The 15,799-nt window shown below is 72.7% G+C and carries 14 protein-coding genes and 1 pseudogene; 11 read left to right on the top strand and 4 right to left on the bottom strand.

Features of this window, described 5'->3' with window-relative positions; genetic code table 11:
* Positions 1–194: 194 nt before the first annotated feature.
* Positions 195–794, top strand: coding sequence for a TetR/AcrR family transcriptional regulator (locus tag HGG74_RS21210; RefSeq protein ID WP_205761924.1), 600 nt, complete (start codon positions 195–197; stop codon positions 792–794).
* 111 nt (positions 795–905) lie between these two features.
* Here HGG74_RS21210 and HGG74_RS13860 read toward each other — a convergent pair whose 3' ends face one another.
* The 3 genes from HGG74_RS13860 to HGG74_RS13850 all read right to left on the bottom strand — a co-directional run bounded on the left by HGG74_RS13860 (position 906) and on the right by HGG74_RS13850 (position 4,800).
* Positions 906–1,721, bottom strand: a complete 816-nt coding sequence (locus tag HGG74_RS13860; RefSeq protein WP_168487259.1) for a fumarylacetoacetate hydrolase family protein — start codon at positions 1,719–1,721, stop codon at positions 906–908.
* Positions 1,722–1,828: 107 nt separating this feature from the next.
* A complete protein-coding gene (locus HGG74_RS13855) occupies positions 1,829–3,301 on the bottom strand; it encodes a phytoene desaturase family protein (RefSeq protein WP_168487257.1) in 1,473 nt (490 codons plus the stop codon).
* Positions 3,298–4,800, bottom strand: coding sequence for a glycosyltransferase family 87 protein (locus HGG74_RS13850; protein WP_168487255.1), 1,503 nt, complete (start codon positions 4,798–4,800; stop codon positions 3,298–3,300). The genes HGG74_RS13855 and HGG74_RS13850 overlap by 4 nt, the downstream gene beginning before the upstream one ends.
* 120 nt (positions 4,801–4,920) lie before the next feature.
* On the opposite strand from HGG74_RS13850, the pseudogene HGG74_RS21205 reads away from it, so the two are divergent.
* The 9 genes and pseudogenes from HGG74_RS21205 to HGG74_RS13810 form a co-directional block, all read left to right on the top strand.
* Positions 4,921–6,102: pseudogene (locus HGG74_RS21205) on the top strand (cytidylyltransferase domain-containing protein); the annotation flags it as partial.
* A gap of 102 nt (positions 6,103–6,204) precedes the next feature.
* Positions 6,205–7,110 (top strand): N-acetylneuraminate synthase family protein, encoded by a 906-nt coding sequence (locus tag HGG74_RS21200; protein ID WP_205761939.1) that lies wholly within the window; start codon positions 6,205–6,207, stop codon positions 7,108–7,110.
* 4 nt (positions 7,111–7,114) lie between these two features.
* Complete coding sequence (locus HGG74_RS13840) at positions 7,115–8,086, top strand: glycosyltransferase family 2 protein (protein WP_168487251.1); 972 nt, start codon at positions 7,115–7,117, stop codon at positions 8,084–8,086.
* Positions 8,083–9,486 (top strand): polysialyltransferase family glycosyltransferase, encoded by a 1,404-nt coding sequence (locus HGG74_RS13835; protein WP_205761922.1) that lies wholly within the window; start codon positions 8,083–8,085, stop codon positions 9,484–9,486. The genes HGG74_RS13840 and HGG74_RS13835 overlap by 4 nt, the downstream gene beginning before the upstream one ends.
* Before the next feature lie 12 nt (positions 9,487–9,498).
* On the top strand, positions 9,499–10,599 hold the full coding sequence (locus HGG74_RS13830) for a hypothetical protein (protein ID WP_246262901.1): 1,101 nt from the start codon (positions 9,499–9,501) through the stop codon (positions 10,597–10,599).
* Entirely contained in the window at positions 10,596–11,792 is a 1,197-nt protein-coding gene (locus tag HGG74_RS13825) for a DUF6716 putative glycosyltransferase (protein WP_168487249.1), read from the top strand. The genes HGG74_RS13830 and HGG74_RS13825 overlap by 4 nt, the downstream gene beginning before the upstream one ends.
* A 30-nt stretch (positions 11,793–11,822) precedes the next feature.
* The gene (locus tag HGG74_RS13820) at positions 11,823–12,116 is read left to right on the top strand and encodes a hypothetical protein (RefSeq protein WP_168487247.1); all 294 of its coding nucleotides are present in this window, start codon (positions 11,823–11,825) and stop codon (positions 12,114–12,116) included.
* 106 nt (positions 12,117–12,222) lie between these two features.
* Positions 12,223–13,308 (top strand): inositol-3-phosphate synthase, encoded by a 1,086-nt coding sequence (locus HGG74_RS13815; protein WP_168487246.1) that lies wholly within the window; start codon positions 12,223–12,225, stop codon positions 13,306–13,308.
* A gap of 135 nt (positions 13,309–13,443) precedes the next feature.
* A complete protein-coding gene (locus tag HGG74_RS13810; RefSeq protein WP_168487244.1) occupies positions 13,444–14,502 on the top strand; it encodes an acyltransferase in 1,059 nt (352 codons plus the stop codon).
* A gap of 59 nt (positions 14,503–14,561) precedes the next feature.
* Here HGG74_RS13810 and HGG74_RS13805 read toward each other — a convergent pair whose 3' ends face one another.
* Positions 14,562–15,191 (bottom strand): MerR family transcriptional regulator, encoded by a 630-nt coding sequence (locus HGG74_RS13805; protein ID WP_168487242.1) that lies wholly within the window; start codon positions 15,189–15,191, stop codon positions 14,562–14,564.
* Between the two features lie 81 nt (positions 15,192–15,272).
* Here HGG74_RS13805 and HGG74_RS13800 point away from each other — a divergent pair, with 81 nt between their 5' ends.
* Entirely contained in the window at positions 15,273–15,779 is a 507-nt protein-coding gene (locus HGG74_RS13800; protein ID WP_168487240.1) for a DUF2306 domain-containing protein, read from the top strand.
* Positions 15,780–15,799: the final 20 nt, after the last annotated feature.

Genomic DNA, 15,799 nt, shown 5'->3' with positions numbered 1-15,799 from the left:
GGTGCTTCACTTTCCTTCGGGCGGAACGCGCCGGAAAACTTCACCTATCGATCGATAGGTAGAATCAGGGTAGGAAGTGGTCCGCGTCACCGTCAAGCCCTAAATGAAAAATATTCGTTTTCTGTGGATGCCGGTTTGCCCGCCGGCCGGAAGGATTGGCAGGATGGCGGACGGACGGACCGGGAAGGGGAGCCATGGCGAAAGCGGCCGGGACGGTGGAGAAGATCCTGCACGAGGCCAGCAAACTCTTCGCGGCCAAGGGCTACCACGGGACCTCCACCCGGGACATTGCCGCGGCGGTGGGCATCCGCCAGCCCTCGCTCTTCTACCACTTCCCCACCAAGCACGACATCGCCCACCGGCTGTTCGAGCTGGACCTGGAGGAGACCCTGGTGCTCGCCGCCCGGTCCGCACGGGCGGGCGGGCCGGCGCTGCCGCGGCTGCGGCAGATCGCCGACCACGAACTGGAGGTCATTTTCGGCAGCCCGGTCGATGTCCGCGGGCTGTACCTGACCGAACTGCTGCGCGAGGAGGAGTTCGCCGACTGGCGCGGCAAGTATGACAACATGCTCGCCGCCTTCGCGCAGATCATCCGCCAGGGCCAGGACGGCAGCGAGATCCTGCCGCTGGACGCCCAGGTGCTGGCCCAGGCCTTCGACGGCCTCCTGCTGCATGCGATCCGGCTCAAGGGCCGGGGCGCCGCGGAGGCGGACAGCTACCGGCCGGCGGTGCTGGCCTTCCTCCGGGGCATCAGCACCGACCCCGGCACCTGGACGGCCGAGCTCACCCGCTGACCCGCCCCTCCCCCGTCCCCTCCCCGTCGACGTGGCAGATCACGCCCGTTTCCGACCCGGAAACGGGCGTGATCTGCCACGTCGATTGGAGCGGGCGGGGTTAGTCGGTGCTCATTCTGCTACGCAGCGGTTGCGCAGCTCGCCGATGCCCTCGATCCGGGTCACCAGCTCGGCACCGGCGGGGATCCATTCGCGCGGTTTCCGGGCCAGGCCGACGCCGGCCGGGGTGCCGGTGGCGACCAGGTCCCCCGGGGCCAGGGTCATGAACTCGCTCAGGTAGGACACCAGCTGCGCGCAGGAGAAGATCATGTCCGCCGTCGTCCCGGACTGCTTCAGCACGCCGTTGACCTCGCATTCCAGGGCCAGGCCGGCCTCCGGGTCCAGCTCGTCGGCGGTGACGATCACCGGCCCCCAGGGGGTGGTGCGGTCCCAGTTCTTGCCCTGGAACCACTCCGAGGTGCGGCCCTGCCAGTCCCGGACCGAGACGTCGTTGAGCACGGTGTAGCCCAGGATCGCGGCCCGGGCGGCCGCCTCGTCGGCGTGCCGGACGGTTTGGCCGATGACGACGGCGAGCTCGACCTCCCAGTCGATCTTCGTGCTGGCGGCGGGCATGACGACATCGTCGGCAGGGCCGACCAGGGCGTTGGCGTACTTGGTGAAGATGGTCGGGTACTTGGGCGGCTCCTGGCCCACCTCGGCGGCGTGGTCGTGGTAGTTCAGGCCCGCGCACAGGATCTTCTCCGGCCGCAGGATGGGCTGCTCCAGCGCCCCGGCCTCCGGGGCCGGGCCCTGCTCGCCGGCCAGCGACCGCCAGTCCTCCCGGGCCAGCAGCTCGCCGACGTCGCGCACCGGCAGGTAGGTGGTGGTCCCGCCCTCCTGGCGGAAGGCCTGGGTGCTCCCGTTCCGCCGTACCGTTCCCAGCCGCATCTGTACCTCCTGCAGGCGGCCGGACGCCGCCGTCGTTCCCGTGGCCCGGCGGAAAAACATCCGCCGCTTGGCAGAATATACGCTCCGGACGGCCCCGGCGGACGCAGTCAGGGCGCCAGGTCCGGCTCCGGCAGCTCGAAGACCTCCCGGAGCACCAGCCGCGCCGCGTGCCAGCCGGACATCCCGTGCACCCCCGGCCCCGGCGGGGTGGCCGCCGAGCACAGGTAGAACCCCGGCAGCGGCGTGCGCCAGGGCTGCGGGCTGAGCACCGGGCGGGCCAGCACCTGGCGCAGGCTCACCGCCCCGGTGCCGAAGTCCCCGCCCACGTAGTTGCGGTTGTACCGGGCGAACTCCGCCGCGGACATCGCCCGGGAGGCGAGGACGAGGTCGGAAAAGCCCGGCGCCGCCTGCTCCAGCTGGGCGGTGATCAGCCCGGTCAGGTCCCGGGCCGAGCCGGCGGGCACATGGCAGTAGGTCCAGAGCACGTGCCGGCCGGCGGGGGCGCGCAGCTCGTCGAAGCTGCTGGGCTGGGCCACCAGGGTGAACGGCCAGGCGGCGTGCCGGCCCCGGGCCACCTCGCGCTCGGCCACCTGGATCTGCTCGCGGGTGCCGCCCAGGTGCACGGTGGCGGCCCGGGCCAGCTCCGGGTCCGCCCAGGGCACCGGGCCGGAGAGGATGAAGTCCACCTTCGCCGCGCCCGGGCCGTAGCGGTAGCCGGCCAGGGTGCGGACATAGCGGGCCGGCAGCCGGTTCCCGGCCAGCCGCAGCAGCTGCTGCGGGGTGGTGTCCAGCAGTACCGCCCGGGCCGCGGGCAGGTCCGCGAGGCTGTCCACCGGGGCGGAGGTGGCGATGCTGCCGCCGTGGGCCTCCAGGTCCGCGGCCAGGGCGGCAATGATCGCCTGCGAGCCGCCGGCGGGGATCGGGTAACCGCCCACATGCGCCAGCGCGCCGAGCATCAGGCCGGCCCCGGCGGCGATGGGACGGCGCGGCCCGCCCGGGGTATGCGAGCCGACCCCGGTCAGCAGCGCAGGCGCCCGGTCTTCCTTAAAGCGCAGGTTCCAGCCCGGGCTGCCCTGTTCCAGCGCGCGCAGCCCGTACCGGGCCGCGGCCAGCGGGGAGCCGGGCACGCGCAGCAGCTGGTTCATGGTCAGGTCCACCAACTGCTCCGCGCCGTCGACCAGCGGCTCCATCAGCGCCCGGTAGGCCGGCCCGTCCGCGCCGAGCCCGGCAACCGTGCGGTCCAGGCTGCGGTAGGCGACGGCGGCGTCCGCGCCGTCGATGACCTGTGCGTAGGAAACCTCCGGGGTGTGCAGCCGGATGCGTCCGGCCAGGCCGAAGGCCTTGAAGAACGGCGAGGCGACGGCCATCGGGTGCACCGCCGAGCAGACATCGTGCCAGTGGCCCGGTTCGATCAGTTCCGCGGTGCGGGCCCCGCCGCCCGGTTCCGCGGCGGCCTCGAGGACCTGGACGGCCAGCCCGGCGCGGGCCAGGACGACGGCGGCGGCCAGCCCGTTCGGGCCGGCGCCGACGACGACGGCGTCCACGGCGTTCCCGGCGCCCGTGCCGGCGGGACTGGTCATGGTTCCTCCTGCTGTCCTGGCGGCCGCCCCGCCCCGGGCAGCGGCGCCGGCCGGCGCCCTGGCCGGCGCTCTGGCCGGGGGGCCAGCACGAAGCGGTCCGGGGCGCGGTCGAACGGGCCGCCCTGCGGGTCGTCGGTGTCCATCCGCCGCACCACGTCGTGCTCCGGGTGCCGGATGGACCGGATTACCCGGGCCATCAGGTACCCGGTGGCGGCCATGTGCCCGAGCACCGCCAGCACGTAGTAGGGCGTGTCCAGGTTGTGCTCGGCCGGGCCGCCGCTGGTGCCGCGGGCCAAGTACATCCACACCGCCCACCAGTGCAGGACCTCGAAGAACTGCCAGACGAGGAAGTCCCGCCAGCGCGGGTGGGCCAGGGCCGCCAGCGGCACCAGCCAGAGCACGAACTGCGGGGAGTAGACCTTGTTGGTCAGCACGAAGGCCGCCACGATGAGGAAGGCCAGCGAGGCCAGCCGCGGCCGGCGCGGGGCGGACAGCGCCAGCAGGGCGATCCCGGCGCAGGCGGCCAGGAACAGCAGCAGCGAGGCCTCGTTGGCCACGGTGGCATCCACCTGCGGCAGCCCCTGCTGTTCCACGGCCAGGTTCCAGACATACCAGAGCGAGGAGTGACCGGCGCCGCGGTCCCGGCTGTAGGCCAGGAACTGGCTCCAGCCTCCGGGGTTGAGCACCATGACCGGCAGGTTCACCGCCAGCCAGGCCGCCGCCGCCGCGGCGGTCGCCTGCCAGAGCGGGCGGTAGCGGCCGGTGCGCAGCGCCAGCAGGATGATGGCGCCGAAGACCAGCAGCGGATACGCCTTCGCGGCCGTGCCCAGGCCCAGGAAGATGCCCGCGGCCACCGGCCGGCTCCGGGCGAAGGCAAGCATGCCCAGCGCCGTGAGCATCACCGCCCACAGATCCCAGTTGATGGTGCCGGCCAGCACGATGCCCGGGGCCAGCGCGACCATGGCCGCGTCCCAGGGGCGGCGGTGGCCCATCCGCGCCGTCGCCACGACGGCGGTGATCCAGGCCGCCGCCGCGAGCGCGGCATTGATGTCGAAATAGGCCAGCACCCGCTCCGCGGAGGCCCCCTGCCCCGGCACCAGCCAGGCCGTGGCGCCGGCCAGCAGGCCCAGCAGCACCGGGTACTCGAAGAAGCTGCCCGGGGTCAGCAGCGGGAACACGCCCTCGGCCAGCTGCCGGGACTCGAAGAGCACCGGCCAGTCCGAATAGCACCCCTGGTAGAAGTAGTCCGGCAGCGTCCAGCCCCCGGCCCGGCACGGGGTCTTGGCCAGCACCGACAGCAGCGCCGCCAGCGTGGTCAGCAGGATCAGCACCCGTTCCACGGTGAAGAAGCCGGGCGTGACGATTCCCGGGGCGCTGTGCCGGCCCAGCGGCCCGCCGAGCACCTCGGTGTACCGGCGCAGGAACGGATCGTTCCTGCTGGGCACCACGATGCGCAGCGGCAGGCGGCGGCGCGACGGTGGCCGGGTGGTCGCGGGCATACAGCCCACCATACTGCCGGGACCCCCTCCGCTTCGATCGATGTGGCGGATCACGCCCGTTTCCGGCCCGGATACGGGCGTGATCCGCCACGTCGACGGGAAGACAGGGTGGGAAGGCAAATGGTTGCCGGACGCTCACCGGCGGTTCACCCGGAGCACCCTCAGCGGTCACCGGGGCTTCCTACGGTGGCCGCAATGAACATGCACACCACCCCAAGCGTCCTGGCGGTCATCCCCGCCCGCGGCGGCTCCAAGGGCATCCCGTCCAAGAATCTGGCCCCGGTGGCCGGCCGCAGCCTGCTGGCCCGGGCCATCGAGGCCGCCCGCGCCGCCGACCTGGTGACCGGCGTCGTCGTCAGCACCGACCACCCCCGGATCCGCGCCGAGGCCCTGCGCTGCGGCGCCGAGGCCCTGGACCGGCCGGCGGAGCTGGCCGGGGACACCGCCAGCAGCGAATCGGCGCTGCTGCACGTCCTGGACCAGCTCCGGGACCGCGCGGTGCTGCCGGAGGTGACCGTGCTGCTGCAGTGCACCTCGCCGTTCATCGACCCGGCGGACCTGGACGCGGCCGTGCGGAAGGTCCTGGACGGCCAGGCCGACGTCGCCTTCTCGGCGGCCGAAGACCACGGCTTCCTCTGGACCGTCGACGGCGGCCGGGCCGCCGCGCTCGGGCACGACGCCGGCTTCCGGCCGCGCCGGCAGGACCGGGCGCCCCAGTACCGCGAAACCGGGGCCTTCTACGCCATCCGCACGGACGGCTTCCTCGAGCACGGGCACCGCTTCTTCGGCCGGCTGGCCCTGCAGCCCGTCGCTGCCGCGCACGCCGTCGAGATCGACTCCCCCGCCGACCTGGCCCTGGCCCGCGCGCTGGCCGCGGAGCTGGATCCCGCCCCCGCGGCCATTGACGTGGACGCGCTGGTGATGGATTTCGACGGCGTGCATACCGACGACCACGCCTGGGTGAACGCCGACGGCGAGGAATTCGTCCGCGTCAGCCGTTCCGACGGCATGGGCGTGGCCCGGCTGCGCCGCGCCGGCGTGCCCCAGCTGGTGCTCTCCACCGAAACCAACCCGGTGGTGGCCGCCCGGGCGGACAAGCTCGGCATCGACGTCGTCCAGGCCGTGGCGGACAAGGCCGCCACCCTCGGTGCCTGGATGCGCGCCTGCCGGCTGGACCCGGCACGGGTGGCCTTCGTCGGCAATGACGTCAACGACCTGCCCGCCATGGGCCTGGTCGGTTGGCCGGTGGCCGTGGCGGACGCCCGGCCCGAGGTCAAGGCTGCGGCACGCGTGGTGCTGCAGCACCAGGGCGGCCAGGGCGCCGTCCGCGAAATCTGCGAGCGGATCCTCACCGCCCGTCCGGCCGGCTCCGCCGGCACCATCCACACACCTGAAAGGCCCGTGATGACTACCCAAACGTTCCAGGCTGCCGCCGTTCCCGCCCCCGTTGCCATCGGCGACCTCGAAGTCGGGCCCGGTCAGCCGGTCTACGTGATCGGGGAAATCGGCATCAACCACAACGGCGACATCGAGATCGCCCGGCAGCTGATCGACACGGCCGCGGCGGCCGGGGCCAACGCGGTGAAGTTCCAGAAGCGCACCCCGGAGATCTCCACGCCCGCGGACATGCGTGACAAGATCCGCGCCACGCCCTGGGGCGAGATGACCTACCTGGAGTACCGGCACCGGGTCGAGTTCGACATGCCGATCTACCAGAAGCTGATGGAGCACGCCGCCGCGCAGGGCCTGCACTGTTTCGCCTCGCCCTGGGACGTGCCCTCGGTGGCGTTCATGGAGGACGCCGGCGCCCCGGTGCACAAGGTCGCCTCCGCCTCCGTGACCGACCTGGAGCTGCTGCGGGCCCTGGCCGAAACCGGCAAGCCGGTGATCCTCTCCACCGGCATGTCCACGCTGGCCCAGATCGACACGGCGGTCGAGACCCTGGGCACGGAGAAGCTGGTCCTGATGCACGCGACCAGCACCTACCCGCTGCCGGCCGAGGAGGCGAACCTGCGCACCATCGCCACCCTGCAGGAGCGCTACGGGGTGCCGGTGGGCTACTCCGGCCACGAGCGCGGCCTGCAGATCTCCCTGGCCGCCGTGGCCCTGGGTGCGGTCGCCATCGAGCGGCACATCACCCTGGACCGGACCATGTGGGGCTCGGACCAGGCCTCCTCGCTGGAGCCGAAGGGCTTCGAGGCCCTGATCCGGGACATCCGCATCCTCGAGCAGGCCATGGGCGACGGCGTCAAGCGCGTCTTCCCCGGCGAGCTGGCCCCGCTCTCCCGCCTGCGCCGGGTGGACGGCTAGCACAGTGCACCGGCCGCTGATCAGCGTCATCGTCCCGGCCCGGGACCAGGCACCGTTCATCGCCGACTCGATGACCTCCCTGACCCGCCAGTTCGACGACCCGTCGGTGATGGAAATCCTGCTCGTCGACGACGGCTCCACCGACGGCACCGGGGAGCTGGCGGCGGCCTACGCCGGCCGGCTGCCGGGCCTGAAGATCCTGCGCAACGAGCAGCCCGCCGGCCTGGCCGCTGCACGCAACCGGGGCCTGGACGCGGCCACCGGCCGGTACATCGCCTTCCTGGACCCGGATGACTGGTACGCCCCCGGCCACCTGGCCCGGCTCACCGCGGAAATCCACCGGCTGGGCGTGGACTTCGTGCGCACCGACCACATCCGCCACACCGACGGCGTGCGCACCGTGCACCGGGCCCCGCAGGCCCGGCACGGCGTGGCGCTCGATCCGCGCGCGGACATCGGCCCGGTGCACGCCACCACCATGGTGGACTACCCGTACGCCCCGTTCGGGATCTTCGACGGCGCCCTGCGCGACGCGGGCCTGCTGCACTTCCCGGACGGGCTGCAGACCGCCGAGGACCGGCCGTGGATCTGGCGGCTGCACCTGAAGGCCTCCTCCTACGCGGTCGTGGACGCACCGGGTGCCTTCTACCGCCGCGGCATGCCGGGCTCGCTCAGCCAGGTCTTCGACCGCCGCCAGCTGGACTTCCTGCGCAGCTACCGCGAGGTCTTCACCCTGGTCGGGGCCGATCCGGAGGCGGAGCGTTTCCGGCCCAAGGCGGTCCGGCAGTTCCTGGCCATCGCCTGCCACCATGTGGACCGCTCGTCCCGGATGGACCGCGGCGTGCGGCGGCAGCTGCGCTCCGGGATCCGCGACACGGTGGCCGGCCTGCCCGCCGGTGCCGCCCGCGCCGGCCTGGCGGACCTGGACCCCAAACGGCGCAAAGTACTGACCAAAGTCCTCAGGAGTACCCTGTGAAGCAGCTGTTCGCTGTCTCCTCGCTCTACCAGTGCCTGTCGCTGGCCGCGGCCATCGACGCCGGCCGGCTGCCGGCCAGCGGCGAGCGCATCCTCGTGCTGGCCAACAACGCCCTGCTGCCGGAACTGGCCGACCCGTTCCACGACTCCCCCGGGTTCGCCGAGGCCGCCGCCCGGTTCGACCGGGTGGTCGACCTGGGCGGGCTGCTCTGGCCGCGCCGGCCCGGCCAGTTCAATCCCCGGGCCGACGAGCTGGGCACCTGGGAAAAGCTGCTGCGCTCGCACTGGCAGCTCGGCGACGGCCCGCTGCGGCTGTGGGTCGAGTCCATCCAGGTCAATCCCGCCGTGGCGTTGTGCCGGATCTTTTCCACCGCCGCCGTCTGCGTGCACTCGGACGGGTTGATGAGCTACGGGCCTACCCGCAATCCGCTGCCGCTGGAGATCGCCCAGCGGCTGGAATCGCTGCTCTATGTGGACCTGGTGCCCGGGCTGGTCCCGCAGCTGCTGCGCGAGCACGCCCCGGCCCTGCTGCCGGTCCCGGCCCAGGCGCTGGCCGCCGGCATGCGCTCGCTGGCCCGGGCGCTGCCGGCCGCACCCGGCGGCGGCGAGGGTGCCGGCGGCGGGAACGACGGCGGCGCCGCCCTGGTCCTCGGCCAGTACCTGGCCGGGCTCGGCATCCTCACCGCCGAGGAGGAGCTGGACCTGCACCGCGGCATGCTGGCACAGGTGGCCGCGCGCGGACTGCGCCGCTGCGTCTTCAAGCCCCACCCCGCGGCCGGGCCCGCAGCGGTGAGCTCCCTGCAGGCGGCCGCCGCCGGCCTCGGCCTGCGGCTGACGGTGCTCGAGGACGGCACTCCGGCCGAAGTCGTGATGCTCCGGCTGCAGCCTGCCCTGGTGCTTGGCGCCTTTTCCACGGCGCTGATGACCGCCAAGTACCTCTTCGGCCTCGAGGCTGCCGCCGCCGGGACCGGCATGCTGCTGGAGCGGCTGAGCCCCTACCAGAACAGCAACCGCATCCCGGTGACCATCATCGACGCCGTGCTGGAGCGCGGCTACCCGGCACCGGCCGGGCAGCCGGTTTCCGCCGGGCCGGCCGGCCCGGGCGCCGGCCTGCAGGAGCTCGTCGAGGCGGTGTCGTACTGCATGCAGCCGGAGACCCTGCAGCAGGCGCGCCCGGCCGCCGAGCAGTTCCTGGCCCGGGCCCAGGGCACCGCGGAGCTGCGCTACTTTAAGCGGCGCCGGCTGGCCAGCCTGCAGCTGCCCGGTGCCGGCCCGCAGCCGGTGCCTGCCGGCGTGCTGCAGCGGCTGGGACGCGCCCGCCGGACCGTGCGGACCGTCCGGTCGGGTCTGCGCGCCGGGGCCGCGGCCGCCCGGGGCATGATCGCGGCGGCCGGGAAATAGCCGGTGGCCGCCATGTACTCCTTCCCGGCCCTGCCGGCCCCGCAGCCCGCGGCCCGGACACGCCGGGTTCCCGGGCACGGACCGGCGGAGGTCCTGCGGCCCCGGTCCGGCCGGGCCGAGGTCTGGGCCGAGTCCCCGCTGCAGCTGCTCAGCGCCGTCGAGGCACACAGCGCCGGCCTGCTGGGCCGGCAGACGGTGGTCCGCCCGCGCGCCGGCGCCGGCATGGCCGGCACCGTGGCCCTGCTCCGGGACCAGGCCCCGGCCGGGCTGACCATCGAGGATCCGCCCGCCGGCCCTGCCCAGGAAACAGCCGCGGCCCCGCCCGGGCGGCCGGACCGCTGGGTTGCCGGCGACGCCTATTCCGGCCAGGTCCAGGCCGGGCTGCTGCGCGGCCTGGACGCGGACGAACTGGTGCTGCTCGATGACGGGCTGGCCAGCCTGAAACTGCTCGCCACGTTGGTGCAGGACAGGCCCGCCGCGCTCACCCGCCCGCGCAGCCGGGCGACCGCTCCCCGCCGGATGCTGGGGCTGGCCAGCTGGCACCGGCTGCGCCGGCTGGCCCGCCAGGGCCGGCTGCTGGTCGTCACCGCGCTGCCCGTGCCCGACGCCGTCGAACGCCGCTTCCGCGCCCTGGGCGGGAAGCTGGAGCGGCACCGCTTCGAATGGCTGGGCACCCGGCCGGTCACCGAAATCATCCGCGAGCCCACGGTGCTGGTCGGCTCGGCCATGCCGGCGGACGGGCTGATCCACCCCGGACCGTACATCGAGTGGGTCCGGTCCCTGACCGAGGACGGCCCGGTCAGCTATTTCCCGCACCGCCGTGAAACCCCGCAGCTCCTCGAGGCTCTGGCCGCCCACCCGCTGATCCGCGTCAACGAGCACACCGTCCCGGTGGAAATGCGGCTGCGCGGGCTGCAGCCGGGCCAGGTGGTCCGTAGCCTGCCCTCCACCGTGCTGGCCTCCCTGCGGCTGGTCCTGGCTCCGGACGGCGTCCGCCTGCGCGGCCACGACGTGCCCGGGCACTGGTGGACCCCGCAGGCCTCGGCCGAGCTGCGCCGGCACCTGGGCAGCTGCCTGGACGAAGCCGCCGCCGGGCAGCCGGGCCGGCCATGACCGGTTCTGCCCCGGGCCCGGCCGGCCGCTACCGGATCATCGCCGTCGCCGACAGCGACTCCTACCTGAAGTTCGCCTGCGCCACGCTGCAGTCCCTCGGGCCCGGGTGGGAGCGCCGCGTCCTGCTGGTCCGCTCGCCCCTGCAGCCCACCCCCGCCCAGCTCGCCGCGGCCACGGCCGGAACCTTCCAGGACGGCCGGCCGGTCCCGGTGCTGCCCGCCGGCGCGCTGGCCGGCGTGCTGGCCGGGGCCGACGTCGTGCTGGCCGCCGCCACCGGCCCCGTGGCCGAGGAAATCTTCCTGCATGCGGCCCGGCTCAGTCCGCGCCCGGCGCTGGTGTCGGCCCTGCCCGGCGTCGCCCTGCCGGCCACCGGCAAGGCCCTGCGCTTCCGCGCCCTCGGCGATGCGTTCATTACCCACAGCCACGCCGAATGCCGCGCGTTCAGCGACCTGGCGGAGTCGCTGCAGCAGGAGCAGCAGATCCTGGTGAGCCGGCTGCCGTTCCTGCGCTCGGCCCCGGTGCCCGAACCGGTGGACGCCCCGCTGCGGACGGTGGTCTTCGCCCCGCAGGCCAAGGTGCCGGTCGAACGCGCGGAACGGGTGGCGATCCTGCAGGCCCTGGCCGCGCTCTCGCGCCGCTCCGGGCTGACCGTCCGGGTCAAGCTCCGGGCGTGGGCCGGCGAGCCGCAGACCCACCGCGAGCGGTACCCGTACGACGACCTCTGGGAGCAGTTGGTGGAAACCCGCGCCGCCGCCGGCCACGAACTCGAATTCTGCACCGGGTCCATGGCGGAACAGCTGGTCCCCGGCACCGCGCTGGCCACCGTCAGCTCCACCGCGGCGCTGGAGGCTGTCGACGCCGGACTGCCGGTGCTGGTCCTGGCCGACTTCGGCGTCTCCGAGCAGATGCTGAACGCGGTCTTCGACGGCTCCGGCCTGCTCGGCACGCTCGAGGACCTGAGGGCCGGCCGCTTCTTCCACCCGGAGCAGGGCTGGCTGCGGGAGAACTACTTCCACCGGCAGGACACCCCGCTGGCCGAACTGCTGGCCTTCTACGCCGCCCGGGCACGGGCCGGCCGGCTGGCCACGGGGGCGGGCCGGGTGGCCGAGGCGCAGCGCCGGCGGCTGCGGCAGCGGCTGCGCACCCTGCTGCCGGCGCCGGCGCTGCGGCTCGCGCTCCAGCTGCGCCGGTAGCGGCGGGCGCGTGCGGCTAAACTGGCGGCCATGACCAGGAATGCCACACTGTTCGGCTGGGCCTTCGGCGATCCCGCCCGCGAAGACGATGCCGCGTACGTTGCGGACCTGAAGGCCGCCGCGCTGCGCAATGCCGCGGAGACCGCGGCCGCCAAGGGACTGCGGATCCGTGAAGAGACGGCGGAATACACGCTGGTGTCCGAGGCGGACACCCTGATCGACGGCGGCGAAACCGGGCACGACAAGCTCGTCGTCCGCTGCACGGTGGACGTCACGGGCCCGGGTGCCGAGCATGTCAGGGCCGAAGGGCCGATGAACGGCTGAGGCCTTGCTCCTGCCCCTGTGCAGGGCACTTTGCGCTAACCGGTAGAATAAACAGGCCGCGTGGTCCAGACGTGGCCCCAGCGCAGCGTTTTTTTGAAGGAGAACCGTGGCAGAGAACCCAATCCGGGTCGCGATCGTCGGCGTCGGCAATTGTGCCGCGTCCCTGGTCCAGGGCGTCCATTACTACCGGGACGCGGATCCGCAGTCGACCATCCCCGGCCTCATGCACGTCGAGTTCGGCAAGTACCACGTCAACGACGTGCAGTTCGTGGCCGCGTTCGACGTGGACAGCAAGAAGGTGGGGCTGGATCTGGCCGATGCCATCGGTGCCAGCGAAAACAACACCATCAAGATCGCCGACGTGCCCGCCACCGGTGTGAAGGTCCAGCGCGGCCACACCCTGGACGGCCTGGGCAAGTACTACCGCGAAACCATCATCGAGGCCCCGGAGGAGCCGGTCGACGTCGTCGCGGCCCTGAAGGACGCCCGGGCGGACGTCATGGTCTGCTACCTGCCGGTCGGTTCCGAGGAAGCGGCCAAGTACTACGCCCAGTGCGCCATCGACGCCGGCGTGGCCTTCGTGAACGCGCTGCCGGTCTTCATCGCCGGCACCCAGGAGTGGGCCGACAAGTTCACCGCCGCCGGCGTGCCGATTGTCGGTGACGACATCAAGAGCCAGATCGGCGCCACCATCACCCACCGCGTGATGGCCAAGCTGTTCGAGGACCGCGGCGTGATCCTGGACCGCACCTACCAGCTGAACGTCGGCGGGAACATGGACTTCAAGAACATGCTCGAGCGCGAGCGCCTGGAGTCCAAGAAGATCTCCAAGACCCAGGCGGTCACCTCCAACACCTCGGCCGACCTGGGGGCCGGGGACGTGCACATCGGCCCGTCGGACTACGTGTCCTGGCTCGATGACCGCAAGTGGGCCTTCGTGCGCCTGGAGGGCCGCAACTTCGGCGACGCCCCGGTGGCGCTGGAGTACAAGCTCGAGGTCTGGGACTCCCCCAACTCCGCCGGCGTCATCATCGACGCGGTGCGCGCGGCCAAGATCGCCCTGGACCGCGGCATCGGCGGCCCGATCCTGTCGGCCTCCAGCTACTTCATGAAGTCCCCGCCGGAGCAGTACAGCGACGACGTCGCGCATGAGAAGGTCGAAGCCTTCATCCGCGGCGACATCGACCGCTGACGCATCGCGGCCTCCAGAGGCCCCCGGGGTAACCCTTCGGGGGCCTCTGCTTTTGCCCGGCTCCGGCAGCCGCCGCAGCCATTCCTTCCCCCCTGCCCCTGGACCCTGCCTGCCTTCCGCACCATGACCGCCGCAATGCCCCTCAGGAAACCGCGCAATTACGCCCTCGATCTGCTGCGGATCGTGAGCATTGCCGGCGTCGTCGCGATCCATGCGTTCGGCCAGCTGGCCGGCAACGAGCAGGCGCGCGGGAGCGGGGGCTGGCTGGCGGCCGCGGTGATCGACATCGGATTCATCTGGGTGGTGCCGGTCTTCGTGATGATCTCCGGGGCGCTGACGCTCACGCCGGGGGCCCACCTGTCCGGACCGGCCGGGTTCTACCGGCGGCGCGCCGTGCGCCTGCTGCCGGCGCTGGTGGTCTGGCACCTGGTCTACATCGCCGCCGTCCAGGTCCTGGTGCCCGGGCGCGGCCTGGCCGGCGGCCAGCTGCTCGCCGAGGTGTTCAACACCCGGCTGGTTCCGCACCTGTACTTCCTGTGGCTCATCCTCGGGCTGTACCTGGTGGCGCCGCCGCTGGCCAGGTTCCTGCATTCCGGCGGCCTGCGCCGCGCGGGACTGGCGACGGCGGCGGTGCAGCTGCTGCTGCTGCTGGTCTTCGCCGGGCAGGCCTGGAGCATCGCTTCCGGCGGGGACTGGCGCTTCGCCTGGAACGCCCTGACGCAGTGGATCCCCTACCTGGGCTACTTCATGGCCGGCTGGGTGCTCACCCAGGTACGCCTGCCCGACCGTGCCGCAGCGGCGGCCGGAGCCGCCGCCGTCGTCCTGTCCGTGTTCAATATCTGGCACTGGATCAACCGCGACCAGCTGGCCCTGCTCAACATCGTGACCCCCTCCAGCTACATCGGGCTCGGCGTGGCGGCGGCTGCGGCGGCCATCTTCGCCTGGGCCTTCCACCGGCTGCGCGGCTGGCAGCCGGGGCCGCGGCTGGGCCGGGGCCTGGCCGCGCTGTCCAACGCCTCCTTCGGGGTGTTCCTGTGCCACTACCTGATCCTGCTGTGGCTGACCGTCGCGGTGTTCCCCGCCCAGACCCCGACGTTCGGGCTGGTGGCGCTCAAATTCGTGCTGGCCACCGCCGGCTCGTTCGCCGTCTCGCTGGCCGCAGCCCGGATCCGGTGGGTGCGGGCCGTCTTCTAAGATTGGGGTGCTCCCGCAGTGTCGGCTCCGCCGCCACACCGGGTCCCTCGCGCCCCACTCTAGGGCGCTCCCTGGCCGCGTCCCCGGCCGCCGGGGCGCATGGCCCGGGAGGCCTGGGCCACGGCGAGCATCTTCAGCAGCAGCTGGCTGTACAGGTGGGTGCCCACGGCCACGGCCAGCACCAGCTCGTCCCGGCTGCCGGCCTGCTCCGCGCTGGCAAGGTCCAGCGCCGCGACCTGGTCCACGGCGTCGGCATAGGCGGCCAGGACCTCGGCGCGGGCGGGAACACCCAGATCGTCCATCCGGTGCAGCAGCTGGTTCAGCGAGTTCCGCGCCTGCGAGGGCGCATCCACCCAGCGCCCGCTGCCGACCAGCCCGGCGGTCAGCGGATGGTCCGGCACCGGGTCCTCGGCCAGGCCGAGGACCATGGCCTGGACCCTGCCCATCAGTTCGACGTCGCCCAGCTGCCCGTCGTCGATGGCGGCGGTGACGGCCTTGATCCGGTCCAGCCCCAGCCCCACCACCGTGCGCAGCCCCTTGATCAGCTCCAGCCGCCGCAGGTGCGCCTGCGTGTACTCCGCGCGGGAGGAGTCCATGGTCCGGCCGCGCGGCAGCAGGCCTTCGCGCAGGTAGAACTTGATGCTGGCGGTACTCACCCCGCTGCGCAGGCCCAGTTCCTTCAGCTGCATCGCGTGCCCCTGACCGGATAGCTGCCGGGCGGGCAGCTATCCATAAATGCGCCAACAGGATAGTGGAACTATCCTAAACCCATGGAGCACTGGAACTGGCTGATCGCCACCCATGCCGTCGCCGCCGGCTACGTGCTGGTCCTGGGGCCGCTGAACATCTTCCGCCGGGCCAAGGACACGGTCCACAAGGCCGTCGGCTTCACCTGGGTCGGGGCGATGTACTACGTGTGCATCTCGAGTTTCTGGATTACGCACGACGGCGGCTTCAGCTGGCTGCACGGGCTCTCCGCCTTCACCCTGCTGACCGTCACCCTGGGCCTTATCAGCGCCATCCGGGGCAACATCGCGGCCCACCGCGGGAACATGATCGGCAGCTACCTCGGCACGGCCACCGCGTTCGCGTTCGCCACCCTGGCGCCCGGCCGGAGGATCCCCGCGCTGCTGGCCGAGGACCCGGCGACCCTGGCCTTCGCCGCGGCGCTGGTCCTGGCCAGCTCGGCCGCCCTGTTCCTCACCCTCCGCGGCCTCACCCGCCGGAACCTCCCTTACGCCCCGAAACGGGAATGTGCTCCAGGTCCGGCGGTATAAATCAACCTGGTTGTGACAGG

The sequence above is a fragment of the Arthrobacter mobilis genome, from assembly GCF_012395835.1.
In the GTDB taxonomy this organism is placed as follows: Bacteria; Actinomycetota; Actinomycetes; order Actinomycetales; family Micrococcaceae; genus Crystallibacter; species Crystallibacter mobilis.
This window is presented reverse-complemented; position numbering and strand designations above follow the sequence as displayed.

Coding starts and splice junctions, on each gene's coding strand:
- HGG74_RS13820 (WP_168487247.1), top strand. CDS start 11,823: ATGACCAGGAATGCCACACTGTTCGGCTGGGCCTTCGGCGATCCCGCC.
- HGG74_RS21200 (WP_205761939.1), top strand. CDS start 6,205: ATGACTACCCAAACGTTCCAGGCTGCCGCCGTTCCCGCCCCCGTTGCC.
- HGG74_RS13800 (WP_168487240.1), top strand. CDS start 15,273: ATGGAGCACTGGAACTGGCTGATCGCCACCCATGCCGTCGCCGCCGGC.
- HGG74_RS13860 (WP_168487259.1), bottom strand. CDS start 1,721: ATGCGGCTGGGAACGGTACGGCGGAACGGGAGCACCCAGGCCTTCCGC.
- HGG74_RS13855 (WP_168487257.1), bottom strand. CDS start 3,301: ATGACCAGTCCCGCCGGCACGGGCGCCGGGAACGCCGTGGACGCCGTC.
- HGG74_RS13850 (WP_168487255.1), bottom strand. CDS start 4,800: ATGCCCGCGACCACCCGGCCACCGTCGCGCCGCCGCCTGCCGCTGCGC.
- HGG74_RS13810 (WP_168487244.1), top strand. CDS start 13,444: ATGCCCCTCAGGAAACCGCGCAATTACGCCCTCGATCTGCTGCGGATC.
- HGG74_RS13825 (WP_168487249.1), top strand. CDS start 10,596: ATGACCGGTTCTGCCCCGGGCCCGGCCGGCCGCTACCGGATCATCGCC.
- HGG74_RS13805 (WP_168487242.1), bottom strand. CDS start 15,191: ATGCAGCTGAAGGAACTGGGCCTGCGCAGCGGGGTGAGTACCGCCAGC.
- HGG74_RS13830 (WP_246262901.1), top strand. CDS start 9,499: ATGTACTCCTTCCCGGCCCTGCCGGCCCCGCAGCCCGCGGCCCGGACA.
- HGG74_RS21210 (WP_205761924.1), top strand. CDS start 195: ATGGCGAAAGCGGCCGGGACGGTGGAGAAGATCCTGCACGAGGCCAGC.